At 63.6% G+C, this 15,950-nt stretch carries 15 protein-coding genes; 9 read left to right on the top strand and 6 right to left on the bottom strand.

All coding sequences use genetic code 11. From position 1 onward, the window contains the following. The first annotated feature begins 301 nt into the window (after nt 1-301). Nucleotides 302-1,198 carry a LysR substrate-binding domain-containing protein gene (locus ACSVIK_RS06855; RefSeq protein WP_442443604.1) on the top strand — a complete coding sequence of 299 codons (897 nt, stop codon included), beginning with the start codon at nt 302-304 and terminating at the stop codon, nt 1,196-1,198. A gap of 204 nt (nt 1,199-1,402) precedes the next feature. Then, nucleotides 1,403-1,915, top strand: a complete 513-nt coding sequence (locus ACSVIK_RS06850) for a DUF2127 domain-containing protein (RefSeq protein ID WP_442443603.1) — start codon at nt 1,403-1,405, stop codon at nt 1,913-1,915. Between the two features lie 219 nt (nt 1,916-2,134). Here ACSVIK_RS06850 and ACSVIK_RS06845 read toward each other — a convergent pair whose 3' ends face one another. The 3 genes from ACSVIK_RS06845 to ACSVIK_RS06835 all read right to left on the bottom strand — a co-directional run bounded on the left by ACSVIK_RS06845 (nt 2,135) and on the right by ACSVIK_RS06835 (nt 7,692). Beyond that, on the bottom strand, nt 2,135-5,008 hold the full coding sequence (locus ACSVIK_RS06845) for a M48 family metallopeptidase (protein ID WP_442443602.1): 2,874 nt from the start codon (nt 5,006-5,008) through the stop codon (nt 2,135-2,137). Nucleotides 5,009-5,443: 435 nt separating this feature from the next. After that, a complete protein-coding gene (locus ACSVIK_RS06840) occupies nt 5,444-6,538 on the bottom strand; it encodes a polyamine ABC transporter substrate-binding protein (protein ID WP_442443601.1) in 1,095 nt (364 codons plus the stop codon). 125 nt (nt 6,539-6,663) lie between these two features. Beyond that, nucleotides 6,664-7,692, bottom strand: coding sequence for a histone deacetylase family protein (locus ACSVIK_RS06835; protein ID WP_442443600.1), 1,029 nt, complete (start codon nt 7,690-7,692; stop codon nt 6,664-6,666). Nucleotides 7,693-7,904: 212 nt separating this feature from the next. Between ACSVIK_RS06835 and ACSVIK_RS06830 the strand changes: the two genes are divergently transcribed. Further along, the gene (locus ACSVIK_RS06830) at nt 7,905-8,174 is read left to right on the top strand and encodes a PepSY domain-containing protein (RefSeq protein ID WP_442443599.1); all 270 of its coding nucleotides are present in this window, start codon (nt 7,905-7,907) and stop codon (nt 8,172-8,174) included. A gap of 216 nt (nt 8,175-8,390) precedes the next feature. Here the strand turns inward: ACSVIK_RS06830 and ACSVIK_RS06825 are convergent, their stop codons facing one another. The 3 genes from ACSVIK_RS06825 to adhP all read right to left on the bottom strand — a co-directional run bounded on the left by ACSVIK_RS06825 (nt 8,391) and on the right by adhP (nt 11,407). Then, complete coding sequence (locus ACSVIK_RS06825) at nt 8,391-9,383, bottom strand: AraC family transcriptional regulator (RefSeq protein WP_442443598.1); 993 nt, start codon at nt 9,381-9,383, stop codon at nt 8,391-8,393. Between the two features lie 80 nt (nt 9,384-9,463). Continuing rightward, the gene (locus tag ACSVIK_RS06820) at nt 9,464-10,258 is read right to left on the bottom strand and encodes a hypothetical protein (protein WP_442443597.1); all 795 of its coding nucleotides are present in this window, start codon (nt 10,256-10,258) and stop codon (nt 9,464-9,466) included. Between the two features lie 126 nt (nt 10,259-10,384). Continuing rightward, the gene (gene adhP / locus ACSVIK_RS06815; protein ID WP_442443596.1) at nt 10,385-11,407 is read right to left on the bottom strand and encodes an alcohol dehydrogenase AdhP; all 1,023 of its coding nucleotides are present in this window, start codon (nt 11,405-11,407) and stop codon (nt 10,385-10,387) included. 302 nt (nt 11,408-11,709) lie between these two features. Here adhP and purE point away from each other — a divergent pair, with 302 nt between their 5' ends. The 6 genes from purE (at nt 11,710) to ACSVIK_RS06785 (ending at nt 15,950) form a co-directional block, all read left to right on the top strand. Further along, nucleotides 11,710-12,201, top strand: a complete 492-nt coding sequence (purE, locus tag ACSVIK_RS06810) for a 5-(carboxyamino)imidazole ribonucleotide mutase (protein ID WP_442443595.1) — start codon at nt 11,710-11,712, stop codon at nt 12,199-12,201. A gap of 147 nt (nt 12,202-12,348) precedes the next feature. After that, on the top strand, nt 12,349-13,434 hold the full coding sequence (locus ACSVIK_RS06805; protein WP_442443594.1) for a 5-(carboxyamino)imidazole ribonucleotide synthase: 1,086 nt from the start codon (nt 12,349-12,351) through the stop codon (nt 13,432-13,434). A gap of 55 nt (nt 13,435-13,489) precedes the next feature. Then, on the top strand, nt 13,490-14,254 hold the full coding sequence (locus ACSVIK_RS06800) for a substrate-binding periplasmic protein (RefSeq protein WP_442443593.1): 765 nt from the start codon (nt 13,490-13,492) through the stop codon (nt 14,252-14,254). Nucleotides 14,255-14,463: 209 nt separating this feature from the next. Then, nucleotides 14,464-14,709 carry a GlsB/YeaQ/YmgE family stress response membrane protein gene (locus tag ACSVIK_RS06795; protein WP_277373422.1) on the top strand — a complete coding sequence of 82 codons (246 nt, stop codon included), beginning with the start codon at nt 14,464-14,466 and terminating at the stop codon, nt 14,707-14,709. Nucleotides 14,710-14,776: 67 nt separating this feature from the next. After that, the gene (locus tag ACSVIK_RS06790) at nt 14,777-15,310 is read left to right on the top strand and encodes a DUF3299 domain-containing protein (RefSeq protein WP_442443592.1); all 534 of its coding nucleotides are present in this window, start codon (nt 14,777-14,779) and stop codon (nt 15,308-15,310) included. A gap of 172 nt (nt 15,311-15,482) precedes the next feature. Continuing rightward, on the top strand, nt 15,483-15,950 hold the full coding sequence (locus ACSVIK_RS06785) for an FAD/FMN-containing dehydrogenase (protein WP_442443591.1): 468 nt from the start codon (nt 15,483-15,485) through the stop codon (nt 15,948-15,950).

Below are 15,950 nucleotides of genomic sequence, written 5' to 3'. Positions count from 1 at the left end.
TGAGACAGACTCTCTGGGAGATACGGCAAGTGCCGCGATGCCTATAGATTAAGGTTTTCGGCGGAGTGCGGGCCAATGCCGTTGTTTGCTGCCCTATGCATGATCGGCATAATGTCCATGTGACGTTCGCTTGCATTTGGACGTACCACGTAGCCCGGATGCAATCCGGGAATGCCCATTCGAGCCCCGGATTGCATCCGGGCTACGCGCTGTGGGAGGGGCTTCAACCACGACTGCTCGCCGCTGAAGCCCCTCCCAAGGTTCGCGCCCTATCTATCGGGTCAATCCTCCGGAGCCTGCAATGAACCTGGAAACCAAATGGCTGGAAGACTTCGTCACCCTGGCCGCCACCCGCAGCTTCTCCCAGGCCGCCGAGAAGCGCTTCGTTACCCAGCCCGCATTCAGCCGGCGCATTCGTAGCCTCGAAGCCATGCTCGGGCTGACCCTGGTGGATCGCTCCTGCACCCCCATCGAGCTGACCGAGGCCGGGCGGCTGTTTCTGGTCACCGCACGCAGCCTGGTGGAGCAGCTCGGCGAGGTGGTGCGCCATCTGCATAATCTGGAAGGCCAGCAGGGCGAAGTGCTGCAGATCGCTGCTGCGCACTCGCTGACCCTCGGCTTCTTCCCGCAATGGATCGCCGACCTGCGCCGCGACGGCCTGCCACTCAACACCCGCCTGGTGGCGACCAACGTCGGCGAGGCGGTGCACTCACTGCGCGAAGGTGCTTGCGACCTGATCCTCGCCTACTACGACCCGGACGCCGCCCTGCAGATGGACCCGCAGATCTTCCCCTCCCTGCACCTGGGCACCACCGCCATGCTGCCGGTGTGCGCCACCGATGAGCGTGGCGCGCCGCTGTTCGACCTCGACAGCGGCCAGAGCATCCCCTTGCTGGCCTACACGGCTGGCGCCTTCCTCGGTCGTTCGGTCAACCTGCTGCTGCGCCAACGCGTGCTGCGCTCCACCACCGTGTACGAAACCGCCATGGCCGACAGCCTCAAGAGCATGGCCCTGCAGGGCATGGGCGTGACCTGGGTGCCACGGCTGTCGGTAAGCGGCGAACTGGCCCGTGGCGAACTGGCCATATGCGGCGGCGAACACTGGCAGATTCCCCTGGAAATCCGCCTGTACCGCTGTGCCCTGGTGCGCAAGGCGGCGGTGCGCTTGCTCTGGCGCAAGTTGGAGGCGGGAAAGTAGCCGAGCGCGCGAGCTGCCCTTGCGCTCCTTACTCACAGATGGCAACGCCGTCTCAGCTACGTAGCCTGGGTTGAGCGCAGCGAAACCCGGGAGCCAGCCGTTGATGGGTTTCGCGTTGCTCTACCCATCCTACGAAGTTGTGGTTCCTGCAAACGACGAAGGCGTTGAAAATGCGTGTATGTGCGCGACTAAGCTAGAGAGTCGATGATGACATCCACGAGAAGCGGTCTTCGGGTCGTCGCTGCAATGGAGGCTTGCAAGGGCCTTGCTTCGCTCCTGGTCGCGCTTGGCCTGCATGAGCTGGCGGGGCGCAATCTGCAGCAGATGGCTGAGGCGCTGGTCAGCCATGCGCATCTGAACCCTGCCAGCCACTGGCCCGGTATTTTCATCCACGCCGTGAGTGCCTTGCCCGATATCGACCTGACCCTGCTGGCCTTCGGCGCGCTCGCCTACACCGTGATTCGCCTGATCGAGGCCTATGGCCTGTGGAAGGGGCTGGTCTGGACGCAATGGTTCGCCCTGGCCAGCGGGGCGATCTATCTGCCGTTCGAGGTCTATGAGCTGGTTGCCCGCCCCAGCCTGCTGAGCCTGGCCGTGCTCATGGTCAATCTGATCGTGGTGGGCTATATGGCCGTGGTGCTGCGCAGCGAGCGGCAGGTGCGCCCGGCATCCTTGCCTGGCGCGGCTCAGGTCAACGAGCTGCGCAAGAACCTGTAGGAGCGAATTCATTCGTGATCACGATCAGCCAGGGCGGTAAACCCTATCGCGAATGAATTTAACGAAGGCGTGCGCCTATTGGGCGCCTCTAAAAACGTAGGCGAGGCAGCCAGCACAAGGCAAAAACAAGCGAAAAAGCGGAGTTTACGAGTTGTAAATGAGCATTTTGAGCTTGTTTTTAACGCAGTGATGGCCACGCAGGTAGTTTTTAGAGGTGCCCTATTCGTTCTGACCGGCCTTGGCGGGCCCTTGGGCATGGGCTTTCCACAGGCTGGCGTGGGTTGCGTTCGGTGCATCCCAGCGCACATGGGCCTGGATGATCTGTTGCGCCTGTGCTTCGTTGCCGACCAGCTTGAGAACCTCCTCGGGAGTGCTGTCGCCCATGCCACTGAGAATATGGCGCGTGGCGCCACCGGTCTTGCTGCTGATGGACTCGGGCGGGTCGGTGAAGAAGAAGTCGGCACGGGCGTCGAGCCAGCGCGGCGCGCCGAGAAAGCGTGGCTCTTCCTCGGCGGCGTTGCCGTATGAGGCCGTCCAGGCAACCAGCGGGCTGGCGCCGGCGATGTTGTAGACGTAATGCAGCCCTGGGTTGCCCAGGCTGGGCTTGAAGCTTTCGATCAACTGACCATCTAGGGTACGAGCGCTCACCTGGGTGTTGGGGGTGAACTCGGTCTTGAGCTCGGTGGACGAGTAGGGCCCAACCACCGCGCTCTGCTTGCCGATGCGTACCTGTACGCTGGTACCCAGGCCGTTGTACACCGCGACTCGGGTGTCCACGCCGGTCAGGCTGCCGAAGCCGAGCACGGCACCGACGATCAGCGCCGCCACCAGCAAGCGCATGCTGGTGGCGAAGGCGCCATCGGCAATCTGGAAGCGATCCCACCAATCCAGCTTCAACTGGCGCTTGCGCTCCTGCCCGGGCAGGAGCACGGCATAACGTTGCGGCGTGCGGGAAGGTGTCGGTGCTGCTTCGGGCTGGCTGTCTTGCCGCAGGTGGCGAGCCAGTTCGGCTTCGCTGTGCAGCAACTGCTCCAGGGTGGCGCTGCACAGGCCGGATAGCTGGGCGGCGAGGCTGTTGCCCCAGCCATCGATCACCTGCATCCACTCGTTGACGTTGTCGGTGCTCGCCTGCGGCAAGGTGAAGTCTTCCAGCGAGGCTGCCCAGGAGTCGATGCCCAGACGCTTCAGCAGCGGCTCATCGAGCACCACGAGCTGTTTGTCTTCGTGGATGGCTGCCATCACCCGATGCAGCGCGTTGGCCGTTTGCAGCAGGCGCTTGAGTTCGCGGGAGCTGACCTTGCCATCGGCCAGCACCACGGCGGTCACGTTGGCGAGCAGGCCCTGCGCATCGCGCAGGTCGGCCAGGCTGTGTTCGGCATAGTGCAGCACTTCGATCAGGCCGATCAGGTAGGCCGGCCAGCCGTTGCCGAAGCGTTCGGCGATGGCCAGGTGAGTGGCCCGGCAGCGCCGATCATGATCGAGGATCTCCTGGCGCAGGGCTTCGGTTTCTTCCTTGACCTGCTCGATCAGGCGCGGCAGGTCGCGACGGGCAACGCTGCTGCCACGAAACACGATGCTGCCACCAGAGGCCTTGTAGACCTTGTCCCGCAGTGCTTGCAGCATGCCGCGCTCTTCTTCCAGGGCGCGCAACTGGTGGAGCTGCTGGCTTAGGCTGGGCGGATAGAGGGCCTGCAACGCGCCGTGCAGATCGGTGATGGGTGCCGAGTTCTGATAGAGCTCGGCGGCTTGCTCGGCGTGGCGCGTCAGGCTGCGGCCGAGGTAGGCGCCCTGGTAGTCGGGGGCGTATTGCAGCATGTCGTAGCGGTCGGCCAGGTTGCGCAGGGATTCTTCCAGGGTGACGGGCTCGAGCTGCGCGCCGTGGAAGAAGTCACTGGTCAGGCGCTGGCGCAGCGCCGTCGGCTCGTCGAACAATACCCAGGCGCTGCGCTCGTCGTGCGGAGCGGGCAGGTACAGGCGCTTGGCATTCTCTTCGCGATCGCTGTTGGCCGGGTGGGTCGACCACATCTGCGGCGGCTGGGCGAAGCCGGAAACGAACACGCGGTGCTGCTCTGGAGCGTCGCTGGAGCGCGGCGGCACCTTGCCATAGCTGGGGTCGTTGAGAATCTGCGTGACCCTCTCCAGCACCTGGGTCTGGATGCTGAACAGATCCTGCACCGAGCGGCCTTGCTGGTATTCGGCGTTGGCGAAGGCCAGGGTGCGATCCCAGGCTTCGTCGGCGGCTTGCAGCTTGTGCAGGGCATGCACCAGTTCGTCGCTACCGGTCAGGGAGACTGCGACCAGATCGGCCTGGAACTCCATCTGCCGCGACAGCGCGCGTTGCGCCAGCACCACCAGGCGGAACAGGGTGTCGAGCAGCGAGCGGATCGACCAGACGACCAACGACAGCAGCCAGCCGATCCAGGCGATGCGCAGGTCGAACTTCGACAGCACGCGCAGCAGCTTGTCCAGGGCGTCACGCTTGCTGATGATGTGCGAGGCGATCTGCTGGGCGATATAGACCCAACTGCCGATGGCCATGGAGCGCTGGGCGAAGTGGCCGAACTCGTGGGCCAGCACCGCCTTGAATTCGCTCAGAGTGAGGATGTTGACCAGAGGCAGGCCGATCTCCAGGTTCTTGCGCGACGGGAACAGCAGGTTGAGCACCGACAGGTCATAGAACACCGCCGCATTGACTCGCGCCGAGAGGTATACGCGATGCGGCCGTGGTGCACCGGCTTCATCGGCCAGGCGGTAGAGAAAGGCGAAGAGCTGCGGTTGTTCTTCAGGGCGCAGTTCCACATGGTTCGGCGTGCCGCCGCGCTCGACGAAGAACAGCGCCTTGAGCATGAACACGCAGAGGAAGGCGGAGCAACCGCCCACCAGGAAGTGCACCAGGGCTTCTTCGCTGCCGGCCAGACCACTGTTGATCAGGCGCCAGGCGGTCCAGCCGAACCAGCCGGCCAAGGCGAAATACAGCGCGACGAACAAGGCCAGGCTGCCGACGGCGAGCCACGCTTGGCGTTTGTAGAGGGAGCTGGGGCGGGTCAGGTTTGCCGGCACATCGCTGGGCCCGGCGGGGTAGAGATTGTCCATATCGTGTCCTCGTCTCGAAGCGTTAACGGCGTTCAAGGGCTTCCATTGCACAGGGGGATCGCTGGGCGAGAGTGTCGATCAGTTGGAGACGCCAGTCCAGTGGCAGTAATGTGACATGGCCAGTATTTCTGCAGCACCTATTCGTTGGTTGGGCAGGTAGGGCACATGCGCTGGCCAAGCTGTCGCGGCTAAAGCCCCTCCCACAAAGTGAGGCCATCTGTAGGAGGGGCTTTAGCACGCAGCCTGGGTAGAGCACAGCGAAACCCGGGGTCGGCTGATGGGTTTCGCGTTGCTCTACCCATCCTACGGGGTTGGGTCATTCCTACTTTCTGTGTCCGTTGCGGTCTTCGTAGTTGCCAGTGCTGCCCGGTATGACGCGGAGCGTCACGAACGCAGGTGCCCACGCAGGGCGTGGGCAGCATCGGTAGAAGTGCGTTACATGCCCGACTTGATCGAGGTCCATGCCCGTGTGCGTACGCGTTCGATCTTCTGCGGCAGCGGTTGCACCACGTACAGTGATTTCTGCATCTCCGGCGTCGGGGTCAGGTCAGGGTCGGCGGCGATCTCCTTGCTCACCAGCTTCATGCCGGGCACGTTGGGGTTGGGGTAACCGAGAAAATCGCTGATCGGTGCAATCACTTTCGGGTCGAGCAGGTAGTTGATGAAGGCGTGGGCCTCGTCGACGTTCTGCGCGCTCTTGGGGATGGCCCAGGTGTCGAACCAGATCGGCGCGCCCTCCTTGGGCAGGCGCCAGTTGATCTTCACCCCATTGCCCGCTTCCTTGGCGCGGTTGGCGAACTGGTAGAAGCTGCCGGAGTAACCGATGGCCACGCAGATGTCGCCGTTGGCGATATCGGTCATGTACTTGGCGGAATGGAAGTAGGTGACGTAGGGGCGCACCTTGAGCAGCAGCTCGGTGACCTCGTCATAGTCGGCCGGGTTGGTGCTGTTGGGGTCGAGCCCCAGATAATGCAAGGCGATGGGGATGATCTCGCTGGGCGAGTCGAGCATGGCCACGCCGCAGGATTTCAGCTTCTCCATGTTTTCCGGCTTGAACACCAGATCCCAGCTATCGACCGGGGCATTGTCGCCGAGCGCGGCCTTGACCTTGTCCGGGTTGTAGCCGATCAGCACGGTGCCGTACATGTAGGGCACGCCATGCTGGTTGCCCGGGTCGTTCTTCTCCAGCAGCTTGAGCAGCGCAGGGTCGAGGTTCTTCCAGTTGGGGATCTTCGATTTGTCCAGCTTGGCGAATACGCCGGCCTTGATCTGGGTTTCGAGGAACTGGTTGGAGGGGATCACCAGGTCGTAGCCGGAGTTGCCGGTGAGCAGCTTGGCCTCCAGCGCCTCGTTGGTCTCGAAGGTATCCCAGGTGATCCGGGTGCCGGTTTCCTTCTGGAAGTCCTTGGGCACGGACGGCAGGATGTAGTCGGCCCAGTTGTACACGCGCAGCTCCTTGGCCTGCACCGCACCGCTGAGCAGGGTGGCGCCACACAAGGCGGCGCCGAGCATCTGTTGGATGGCTTTCATCGTTTCTCACCCCTGAAGTGTCGTTGTTGGTCTTTTGTTAGGGTGGATCGGGGCGCGTAGCTGACGCCTTATCCGTCCACCGTTGCAATGCCAGGTCTGACGCCCGGTGCATGGAGAAGCGCCAGTTACGCGCCCTCGAACCCTTCCAGCACGTTCACTGCATTGATGCCGATGGCCTCGACCGCGTAACCGCCTTCCATGATGAATAGCGTCGGCAGGCCCAGCGCGGCGATGCGCTTGCCCATGGCCAGGTAGTCCGGGCTGTCGAGCTTGAACTGCGATATCGGGTCTTCCATGTAGGTGTCCACACCCAGCGATACCACCAACACCTCGGCGCCGTAGTCGGCGATGCGCTGGCAGGCCTGCTGCAGTGCTGCGTTCCAGGTTTCCCAAGTGCTGCCCATGGGCAATGGGTAATTGAAGTTGTAGCCCTCGCCGGCGCCCTCGCCCAGTTCGTCGGCGTAACCGAGGAAGAACGGGAATTCCTCGGCCGGGTCGCCATGGATCGAGGCGAACAGCACGTCGCTGCGCTGGTAGAAGATGTCCTGGGTGCCGTTGCCGTGGTGGTAGTCGACATCGAGGATGGCCACCTTCTTGCGGCCCTGGTCGAGGAAGGCCTGGGCGGCGATGGCGGCGTTGTTCAGGTAACAGTAGCCACCCATCACGTCGCCCGCGGCATGGTGGCCTGGCGGCCGACACAGGGCGAAGGCGCTGTGGGCACCGGCGGCGATCTCGGCCTGGGCGCTGAGCGCCACCTGCGCGGCGCTGTAGGCGGCCTGCCAGGTGCCGGCGGTGATCGGTGCGCCGCCATCGAAGCTGTAGTAGCCGAGCTGGCCGTGCAGGTCGTTGGGGATCATCCGCCGCAGGGTGCGCGCCGGCCAGGTGAAGGGCAGCAGGTCGCCCTTGCCGCCCTGCGCCTGCCAACGCGCCCAGGCGCCCTGGAAGAATTCCAGGTAGGCCTTGCTGTGGATGCGCTCGATGGGCGCCAGGCCGAAGTCCCTGGGTGCACGGACTTCGCCGAGCTGGCGATCCTTGACCCGCGCGAGGACATGGTCGGCGCGCAGCGGCATCTCGAAGCAGGGCAGCAGTTGCCCGTCGATCAGCTCGCATTTGCCATGGTGCAGGTGGTGGTCGTCACTGTAGTAAGTGAGCATGCAAAGCGCTCCAGGCTCGTTGTTATGCCTGCATTGTTCGTTCGTCGCGCCGCGCTGGAGAACGCTGCTAATGGCCAAAAGGGGATCGAAATGGCCAAATTGCACGGACACAGGCATGCTCGCCGGCAAGATGTAACCGGGTGTGAGGCTTAAGCTTTCGTTAAGCCTGGGCGCTGAAGGTGACGGCTCCGTTCCCTATCAGGAGCTTCACCATGCGTCGTCTTTTGCTCGTTTCCGCCCTGTTGGCCTGCGCCGCCCCGGCCTTCGCCAAGACCGAATGCACCACCGCCGAGCGCTCCACCTGGCAAGACCCCGAGCAGTTCCAGGCCAAGCTCGTGGCCGATGGCTACAAGATCAACAAGTTCAAGGTCACCGACGGCAACTGCTACGAGATCTACGGCTTCGACAAGGAAGGCCGCAAGGTGGAGATCTACCACGACCCGGTCAGCGGCAAGGCCGTGAAGAGCGAGATCGAAGACTGACCCTAGCCTGGCGCCGGGCGGAAGAGTTCCAGTGGCAACAGCCTGCTAGGTCGTGGCTGCAGAACCGCAACGTGCAGGCGGAGTAGTGAGCTTCACCTGTGGGAGGCGCTTTAGCGGCGAGCCTTTATCGCGGTTGAAGCCGCTCCCACGGTGATCGCCCGTAGCCCGGATGCAATCCGGGGAAGAGGTGCCGGATATTCCCGGATTACATCCGGGCTATGCGCGAAAGCGACTTGGCGCTACGCCGCTCCAGCGCTGGAAGGCATGGCGAAAGCTGGCGGTCTCGCTGAAGCCGAGCACCTCGGCAATGCGGTACACCGGCCATTGCTCTTCGCTGAGCAAGGCCTTGGCGCGCTCGAAGCGCAACTCGTCGAGCAGGCCCTGATAACTGGTACCCAGCTCCTGCAGGTGACGACGCAAGGTACGCGGCGAGCAGTGCATCTGCTGCGCCAGGTTCTCCAGCCCCGGGGGCTCGGCCAGTTGTGCGGCGAGCAATTGGCGCACCCGCTGCAGCCAGGCCTGGCGGCTACTGAACTCGGCGTTCTGGCGACGGCAGCGCTCGATCATGGCGCCATGGGTGACGCTGTCGGCCAGCGGCAGGCGGCGTTCCAGGAGCGCTGCGGGGAAGGCGAAGGCGTTGGCGCTGGCGGCGAAGAGCAGCGTACAGGGAAAGCTGTCGGCGTAGCGCGCGGCATAGCCTGGGCGCGGGTGGCGAAAGCACGCCTGGCTGACGGGCAATGGCTGGCCGAGCAACTCATCGCAGGTGAGCTTCATCGACGCCAGGCACATCTCCACGTTGAAAGCTTCCAGCGCCGCGCGGTCGCGATAGTCGCTGGCGCGTATCCAGGCCAGATCGCCGTCCACCAACAGCTCCAGGCGGAAGTAGGTACCGAGCAACGCCGGGTATTGCAGCAGCAGGCGCAAGGCGTCACCAAGGGTATCAGCCGACAGCGCGGCGTAACCAAGCAGCCCATAGGAGGAAACGTGCAGGCTGCGCCCCAGATCCAGCCCCAGATCGGCGCGCAGAGCCAGGGCGTTGGCACACACCTGCAGCTCCTGCACTCGGGTGATGCGTGCGTCGGGGTTGTCCAGATCGGCCGCACCAATTCCGCTCCCGGCCAGCAACTGCGGGCGCAGCTCGGGCTGGTCGGCGAAACGTTGCAGGATCAGGGAAACCACATGCAGGGTCGTCAGCGGGGCATGCAACATGATGCGTTCCGTTTGCGCAGGTCAGCAAAAGAACGCAAGAAGCATGCCGCCGCTATGGACTTCAGGCTGCCAGCAACTACTCAGCGATTGCGCAGAATGGCGTTGATGAAGTCACCCTGGTTGGCTTCATCTGCACGGGTGGTGAACTGCAGCCGGCCGTCCTTCTCCTGAAGCTTCAGCCGTTCGCCGAAGCGGCAGTCGACACCCTTCAGGGTCTTGGCTTCGGCCTTGTAGCGATCGTCCTTTTCGCACAGGTAGGCCATCTGATTGACCACCTCGCCGCAGAAGCTCGGCACGCTGAGGCCGATCAGTTGTTCGTCGCTGAGCGCGCTCCAGTCCACCTTTGTCGCCAGCGGCGTGTCGCAGGCCTTGGAGGCTTCGCTGTCCATCTCTTGCAGGCGGGCACTGTAGTCGGTCACGCGCTGCTTGCGGTCGAAGGCGGCCAGGTGCGCCTGCACGCCGTCCTTTTGCTGTTTTTCATAGAGGGCAAGCAGGTCGGCGGTTTTCAGCGCCTTGCTCTTTTCTTCGTCATAGCTGAGCTCGAAGCCCTGGGTATCGGGCAGGTTGAGCTGGTAGCTTTCGCCGCCCCAGGCGCGACGCTTGTTCAGCAGGTTGTAGTCGCGACCGTCGAGGCGGATACCGTAATCACGCTGCTCGTTACCCAGCTCCTGCACCTCGGTGAGGAACACCACTTCATCAAGCGGATGGTTGATGCCGCTCACCTGTACCAGAGCCTGCTTGCCGTCAGCGGACGGGGCCAGGGCCAGGCTGACGCCCTTGCCGGCATCGAACACTTGCGGATGTTTGGCCAGTTCGAGAGCGCTTACCTGGAGGGAGAGCAGCGAGAGGGCGAAAAAGGGTAACGCATGTTTCATGAGTGGCACGTCCTTGTACGGATGAGGGGTGGCCAGTATAGGCAGCCGTCTGCCGGCATTCTGTGCGCTCCTCCTCGTCCGCTTTGTAGGAAAAGTGCCAATCCTTGGCGCTTTCCCCCGCAAGCGTCAGAAGCTCAATACCACGCGCCCTTCGATCTGGCCTTGGCGCATCTGATCGAGAATGCCGTTGATGTTGTCCAGGCTGTCGCTGTGCACTGTGGCCTTGACCAGACCCTCGCCGGCGAAATCCAGCGCTTCCTGCAGGTCTGCGCGGGTTCCGACGATGGAGCCGGTGATGTGGATGGCCTTGAGCACCACATCGAAGATAGGCGTGGGGAAGTCACCTGGCGGCAGGCCGACCAGGGCCACCGTGCCATGGCGCCGCGCCATGCCGATGGCCTGGCCGAAGGCCGCGTTGGAGACCGCCGTGACCAGCACGCCATGAGCACCGCCGATATCCCGTTGCACCACCTCGGCCGGGTTCTCCTTGCGCGCATTGATGGTGACGCTGGCGCCGAGTTTGCGTGCCAGCTCCAGCTTGGCATCATCGACATCCACTGCGATGACATGCAGGCCCATGGCGCGGGCGTACTGCACGGCGACGTGGCCGAGGCCGCCGATGCCGGAGATCGCCACCCACTGGCCTGGGCGGGCCTTGGTTTCCTTGAGCCCTTTGTACACAGTCACCCCTGCGCAGAGGATCGGTGCGATTTCCAGGAACTCGACGTTCTTCGGCAGAATGCCGACGTAGTTGGGGTCGGCCAGCACGTATTCCGCATAGCCGCCGTTGATCGAGTAGCCGGTGTTCTGCTGGCTTTCGCAGAGGGTTTCCCAGCCGGTCAAGCAGTGTTCGCAGCAGCCGCAAGCGCTGTACAGCCAGGGCACGCCGACCCGGTCGCCTTCCTTCACACGGGTCACGCCGCTGCCGACTGCCGCCACGTAGCCGACCCCCTCATGGCCGGGAATGAACGGCAGACTGGGCTTCACCGGCCAGTCGCCCTCGGCGGCGTGCAGGTCGGTATGGCATACGCCCGACGCTTCGATCTTCACCAGAATCTGCCCCGGGCCTGGCAGCGGCGTCTTCACCTCCTCGATACGCAGCGGCTGCCCGAAGGCGTGGACGACGGCGGCTTTCATGGTCTGGTTCATGCGCTGTTCCTCTTGCATGCGAGTGTCTGACCAGTGTGCGCCTGTGCTGCACCTGGGCATTGCTCCAGAGCAAGGTTTGGGTGATTTCCCGGCGCGCAGCCGTTGGCGTGACAAACGGTCATGGGCAATGCCCGCCCGCCGTGGCTTTGCGTTATACTGCGCGGCCTTCGGCCGGCAACGCCCGGCCAACCGAATCATCACAAGCCACGCTGGCCTGCCCGCGTGGCTTGTTGGTTTTTGACGCGCCCTGCTGGGCACACCTATGACGCGCCGCATGGCGCCCGAGATGAAGAGGCACGACGATGAGCGCACTGGTTGGCGTGATCATGGGCTCCAAGTCCGATTGGTCCACCCTTAGCCACACCGCCGAAATGCTGGACCGGCTGGGCATTCCCCACGAGGTCAAGGTGGTGTCCGCCCACCGCACCCCGGATTTGCTGTTCCAGTACGCCGAAGAGGCTGAGGCCCGTGGCATCCAGGTGATCATCGCCGGTGCCGGTGGCGCGGCCCACCTGCCGGGCATGTGCGCGGCCAAGACCCACCTGCCGGTGCTTGGCGTGCCGGTGCAGTCGTCCATGCTCTCGGGCGTCGACTCGCTGCTATCGATCGTGCAGATGCCGGCTGGCGTGCCGGTCGCCACCCTGGCCATCGGCAAGGCTGGCGCGGCCAATGCTGCCCTGCTCGCGGCGAGCATCCTCGGCCATCAGCACCCGCAATTCCATGCCGCGCTCAAGCAGTTCCGCCAGGATCAGACCGAGACCGTGCTGAACAATCCGGACCCGCGCGAGGCCTGAAGCCTATTCCATCCGGGGCTGCGACACGGTGCATCTGCACGCTGTCCGCTGCTCGGAATGCTTATTTACCGGCGTAAACTCCGCTTCCTGCGCTGCGGGCAGCGTTCAACTGCTTGGTCTCGCCACCTGCTGAAAAGGGGCTTTGTTATGAAAATCGGTGTGATCGGTGGCGGCCAGTTGGGCCGCATGATGGCCCTGGCGGGCACCCCGCTGGGCATGAGCTTCGCCTTCCTTGACCCGGCGCCGGACGCCTGCGCCCAGGCCCTCGGCGAGCATATCCGCGCCGACTACGGTGACCAGGATCACCTGCGGCAACTGGCTGACGAGGTGGATCTGGTCACCTTCGAGTTCGAGAGCGTGCCGGCGGAAACCGTGGCCTTCCTCTCGCAGTTCGTGCCGGTCTATCCCTCTGCCGAGGCGCTGCGCATTGCCCGCGACCGCTGGTTCGAGAAGTCCATGTTCCGCGAACTGGGCATTCCCACGCCGGAGTTCGCCGACATCCAGTCGCAGGCCGACCTCGACGCGGCGGTCGCCAGTATCGGCCTGCCGGCGGTAATGAAGACCCGCACCCTGGGCTACGACGGCAAGGGCCAGAAGGTGCTGCGCAAGCCGGAAGACGTCACTGGCGCCTTCGCCGAACTGGGCAGCGTGCCGTGCATCCTCGAAGGCTTCGTGCCCTTCACTGGCGAGGTGTCGCTGATCGCCGTGCGCGCCCGTGATGGCGAAACCCGTTTCTACCCGCTGGTGCACAACACCCACGACAGCGGCATCCTCGCCCTGTCCATCGCCAGCACCGCGCACCCGCTGCAGGCGCTGGCCGAGGATTACGTCGGCCGTGTGCTGGACAGGCTCGATTACGTCGGCGTGCTGGCTTTCGAGTTCTTCGAGGTGGACGGCGGCCTCAAGGCCAACGAGATCGCCCCGCGCGTGCACAACTCCGGGCACTGGACCATCGAAGGCGCCGAGTGCAGCCAGTTCGAGAACCACCTGCGCGCTGTCGCCGGCCTGCCGCTCGGTTCCACCGCCAAGCTGGGCGAAAGCGCCATGCTCAACTTCATCGGTGAAGTGCCGCCGGTGGAGCAGGTCATCGCCATTGCCGACTGCCACCTGCACCACTACGGCAAAGCCTTCAAGGCCGGGCGCAAGGTCGGCCATGCCACGCTGCGCAGCGCTGATCGTGCCGGCCTCGCTGTCGCCATCGAAGCCGTGCAGGCCTTGATCGCAAAAGGCTGAGCTGGCGTTTTGCGACTACGCTCTTGAATGACTGTGGTCGTTCAAGAGCTCCGCCATGAAGCGCTTAGCCGCGTTCCTGCCTCTGCTGTTCGCCCTGACCTGCAGTGCTGCGCAGGACGTGCTGCGTGTGGACTTTCGCGAGCGCACGCCGGAAATGCGTGTGGTCGACGGCATGCCCAGTGGCCCGTTGATCAGCGTGCTGGAAACCGCGGCCCAACGCGTCGGTGTCGAGCTGCATTGGCGCCAGGCCCCCTTCCTGCGCAGCCTCGAAGATCTTCGCTCCGGGCGTATCGACCTGGTGCCACGGGTATTGGTCACCGAACAGCGCCGCGCGTATGTTCATTACCTGCCCAGCATCGGCAATCAGCCGCTGCACATTCGCTTCGTCGTGCGCCCCGGCCAGGAAGCCAACCTGAATCGTTACGAAGATCTCTACGCGCTGGCCCTTGGGGTCAAACGTGGTACGGCCTATTTCGAGCCGTTCGACAGCGATGACCAACTCGGGCGCATCTACGCCAGCGACGATACGCAACTGGCGGCCATGTTCCGCGCCGGCCGTCTGGACGCCATCGCCGTGCTCGACCGGATCCCCATGGAAGCGCAGTTCGAGGCCATGGAGTTTAGCGACTACAGCTATGCCCATTATGTTCACCGGCAGGTACTGGGCAACCACTTCGGCGCCTCGCTCGAGCGTTACCGCAGTGACCGACGCCAACTCTATGACCGCCTGGGTGCGGAGCTGGAACATATGCGTGAGGCGGGCGAAGTGGCGCTGATCTATCGCCGTCATGGCGTTGCGCCACCTGGTGAAGCGAACTGACCTGCCGTTGGCCTGTCCCATACAGGGCCTGCCGCTCTTGAGGGCACCTCTAAAAACGTAGGCGAGGCAGGCAGCGCAAGGCAAAAATAGGCGAAGAAGCGCAGTTTACGTGTTGTAAATGAGCATTCTGAGTCTGTTTTTAACGCCGCGATGGCAACGCAGGTAGTTTTTAGAGGTGCCCTTTAGCGGCCTTATCAAGGAGACATGTAATGAGCATCATCGGCACCATTTTCATCGGCCTGATCGTCGGTCTGGTTGCACGCTTTCTCAAACCCGGCGATGACAGCATGGGTTGGATCATGACCATCCTGCTCGGCATCGGTGGCTCCATTGCTGCCACCTACGGTGGCCAGGCGCTGGGTATCTACCAGGCCGGCCAGGCAGCCGGTTTCATCGGCGCAGTGATCGGCGCCATCGTTCTGCTGGTAATCTACGGCGCGATCAAGAAGGGCTGACCCGCCCTCCTGCGCAGGAGCCGGTACGCCGGCTCTCGCTTACCGCCGCCACGAGATCCCCCACACCATGCGCCACCTGCTGCTCGTTCTACTGCTATTCACCGGCCTGGCCCGTGCCGAACTGCCGGAAACCGACTGGCTCGACCTCATGCCCCCGGATGACCGCAAGGCCCTCGAAGAGATGCCCGAGATCAGCCATGACACTCCCGAAGGGGACAGCACCTTCTACAGCAAGGGCGGCCTGCGCCAGCAGGACAAGAACCTGCCAGCGGTGATGTACTCGGCCAAGACCGTCGCCGCGCTGGATGGCAAGGCCATCCGCTTGGGCGGCTACCCCGTACCGCTGGAAAACGACGCCAAAGGCAATAGCACCCTGTTCTTCCTGGTGCCCTACCCCGGCGCCTGCATCCACGTCCCGCCACCACCGCCCAACCAACTGGTGCTGGTGCGCTACCCCAAGGGCATTCCGCTCGACGACATCTACGCGCCCATCTGGGTAAGCGGCACGCTCAAGGTGGAGAAGATCAGCAATGATCTGGCCGACGCCGCCTACGCCCTGGATGCCAGCGAAGTGCGCCTGGTAACCGACGAAGACCTTTAACCCCTGCTATCCCTGCGCGGCTCTGAACGAAAAGTCGTCGAGCGAAGGTCAGGCGAGGCAAAAACGGGTGAGGAAGCGGAGTTTACGAGCTGTAAATGAGCATTCCGAACCCGTTTTTAACGAAGCATCACCGAGCGCAGGCACTTTTCGTACAAAGCCTAGGAGTTCCAGCATGAAAGCTGTTTTCTTGATGTTGCTGTGCCTGCTGTCCACCGCTGCACTGGCCCTGGAGCCCGGCGAGCGCCTAGCACCCTGGACGCTGCTGGATCAGTTCGACGCCCCCTACACCCTGAACGACAAAACCCACATCCTGCTGGTCGCCCGCGACATGGACGGCGCCAAGCTGGTCAACGCCGCCCTGGAAGGCAAACCCAAGGGCTACTTGGACGAGCGCCAGGCGGTGTTCCTCGCCGATATCAGCCGCATGCCCAGCATCATCGCCACCCTCTTCGCCCTGCCGAAGATGCGCGACTACAACTACCGCATCCTCCTCGACCGCGACGCCCGCATCGCCCCGCGCTACCCGGCTGGCGAGGGCGAAGTGCTGTGGCTGCAGTTGGAGGATGGGAAGTTGGTTGAGGAGAAGGTGTTCAAGGAGGCGGGGGCTTTGCAGCAGGCATTGGCCGCAAAACGGCCCTGA

It is taken from the genome of Pseudomonas sp. NCHU5216 (assembly GCF_052156495.1).
Taxonomy (GTDB): Bacteria; Pseudomonadota; Gammaproteobacteria; order Pseudomonadales; family Pseudomonadaceae; genus Aquipseudomonas.
This window is presented reverse-complemented; position numbering and strand designations above follow the sequence as displayed.

Coding starts and splice junctions, on each gene's coding strand:
- ACSVIK_RS06855 (WP_442443604.1), top strand. CDS start 302: ATGAACCTGGAAACCAAATGGCTGGAAGACTTCGTCACCCTGGCCGCC.
- ACSVIK_RS06850 (WP_442443603.1), top strand. CDS start 1,403: ATGATGACATCCACGAGAAGCGGTCTTCGGGTCGTCGCTGCAATGGAG.
- ACSVIK_RS06845 (WP_442443602.1), bottom strand. CDS start 5,008: ATGGACAATCTCTACCCCGCCGGGCCCAGCGATGTGCCGGCAAACCTG.
- ACSVIK_RS06840 (WP_442443601.1), bottom strand. CDS start 6,538: ATGAAAGCCATCCAACAGATGCTCGGCGCCGCCTTGTGTGGCGCCACC.
- ACSVIK_RS06835 (WP_442443600.1), bottom strand. CDS start 7,692: ATGCTCACTTACTACAGTGACGACCACCACCTGCACCATGGCAAATGC.
- ACSVIK_RS06830 (WP_442443599.1), top strand. CDS start 7,905: ATGCGTCGTCTTTTGCTCGTTTCCGCCCTGTTGGCCTGCGCCGCCCCG.
- ACSVIK_RS06825 (WP_442443598.1), bottom strand. CDS start 9,383: ATGTTGCATGCCCCGCTGACGACCCTGCATGTGGTTTCCCTGATCCTG.
- ACSVIK_RS06820 (WP_442443597.1), bottom strand. CDS start 10,258: ATGAAACATGCGTTACCCTTTTTCGCCCTCTCGCTGCTCTCCCTCCAG.
- adhP (WP_442443596.1), bottom strand. CDS start 11,407: ATGAACCAGACCATGAAAGCCGCCGTCGTCCACGCCTTCGGGCAGCCG.
- purE (WP_442443595.1), top strand. CDS start 11,710: ATGAGCGCACTGGTTGGCGTGATCATGGGCTCCAAGTCCGATTGGTCC.
- ACSVIK_RS06805 (WP_442443594.1), top strand. CDS start 12,349: ATGAAAATCGGTGTGATCGGTGGCGGCCAGTTGGGCCGCATGATGGCC.
- ACSVIK_RS06800 (WP_442443593.1), top strand. CDS start 13,490: ATGAAGCGCTTAGCCGCGTTCCTGCCTCTGCTGTTCGCCCTGACCTGC.
- ACSVIK_RS06795 (WP_277373422.1), top strand. CDS start 14,464: ATGAGCATCATCGGCACCATTTTCATCGGCCTGATCGTCGGTCTGGTT.
- ACSVIK_RS06790 (WP_442443592.1), top strand. CDS start 14,777: ATGCGCCACCTGCTGCTCGTTCTACTGCTATTCACCGGCCTGGCCCGT.
- ACSVIK_RS06785 (WP_442443591.1), top strand. CDS start 15,483: ATGAAAGCTGTTTTCTTGATGTTGCTGTGCCTGCTGTCCACCGCTGCA.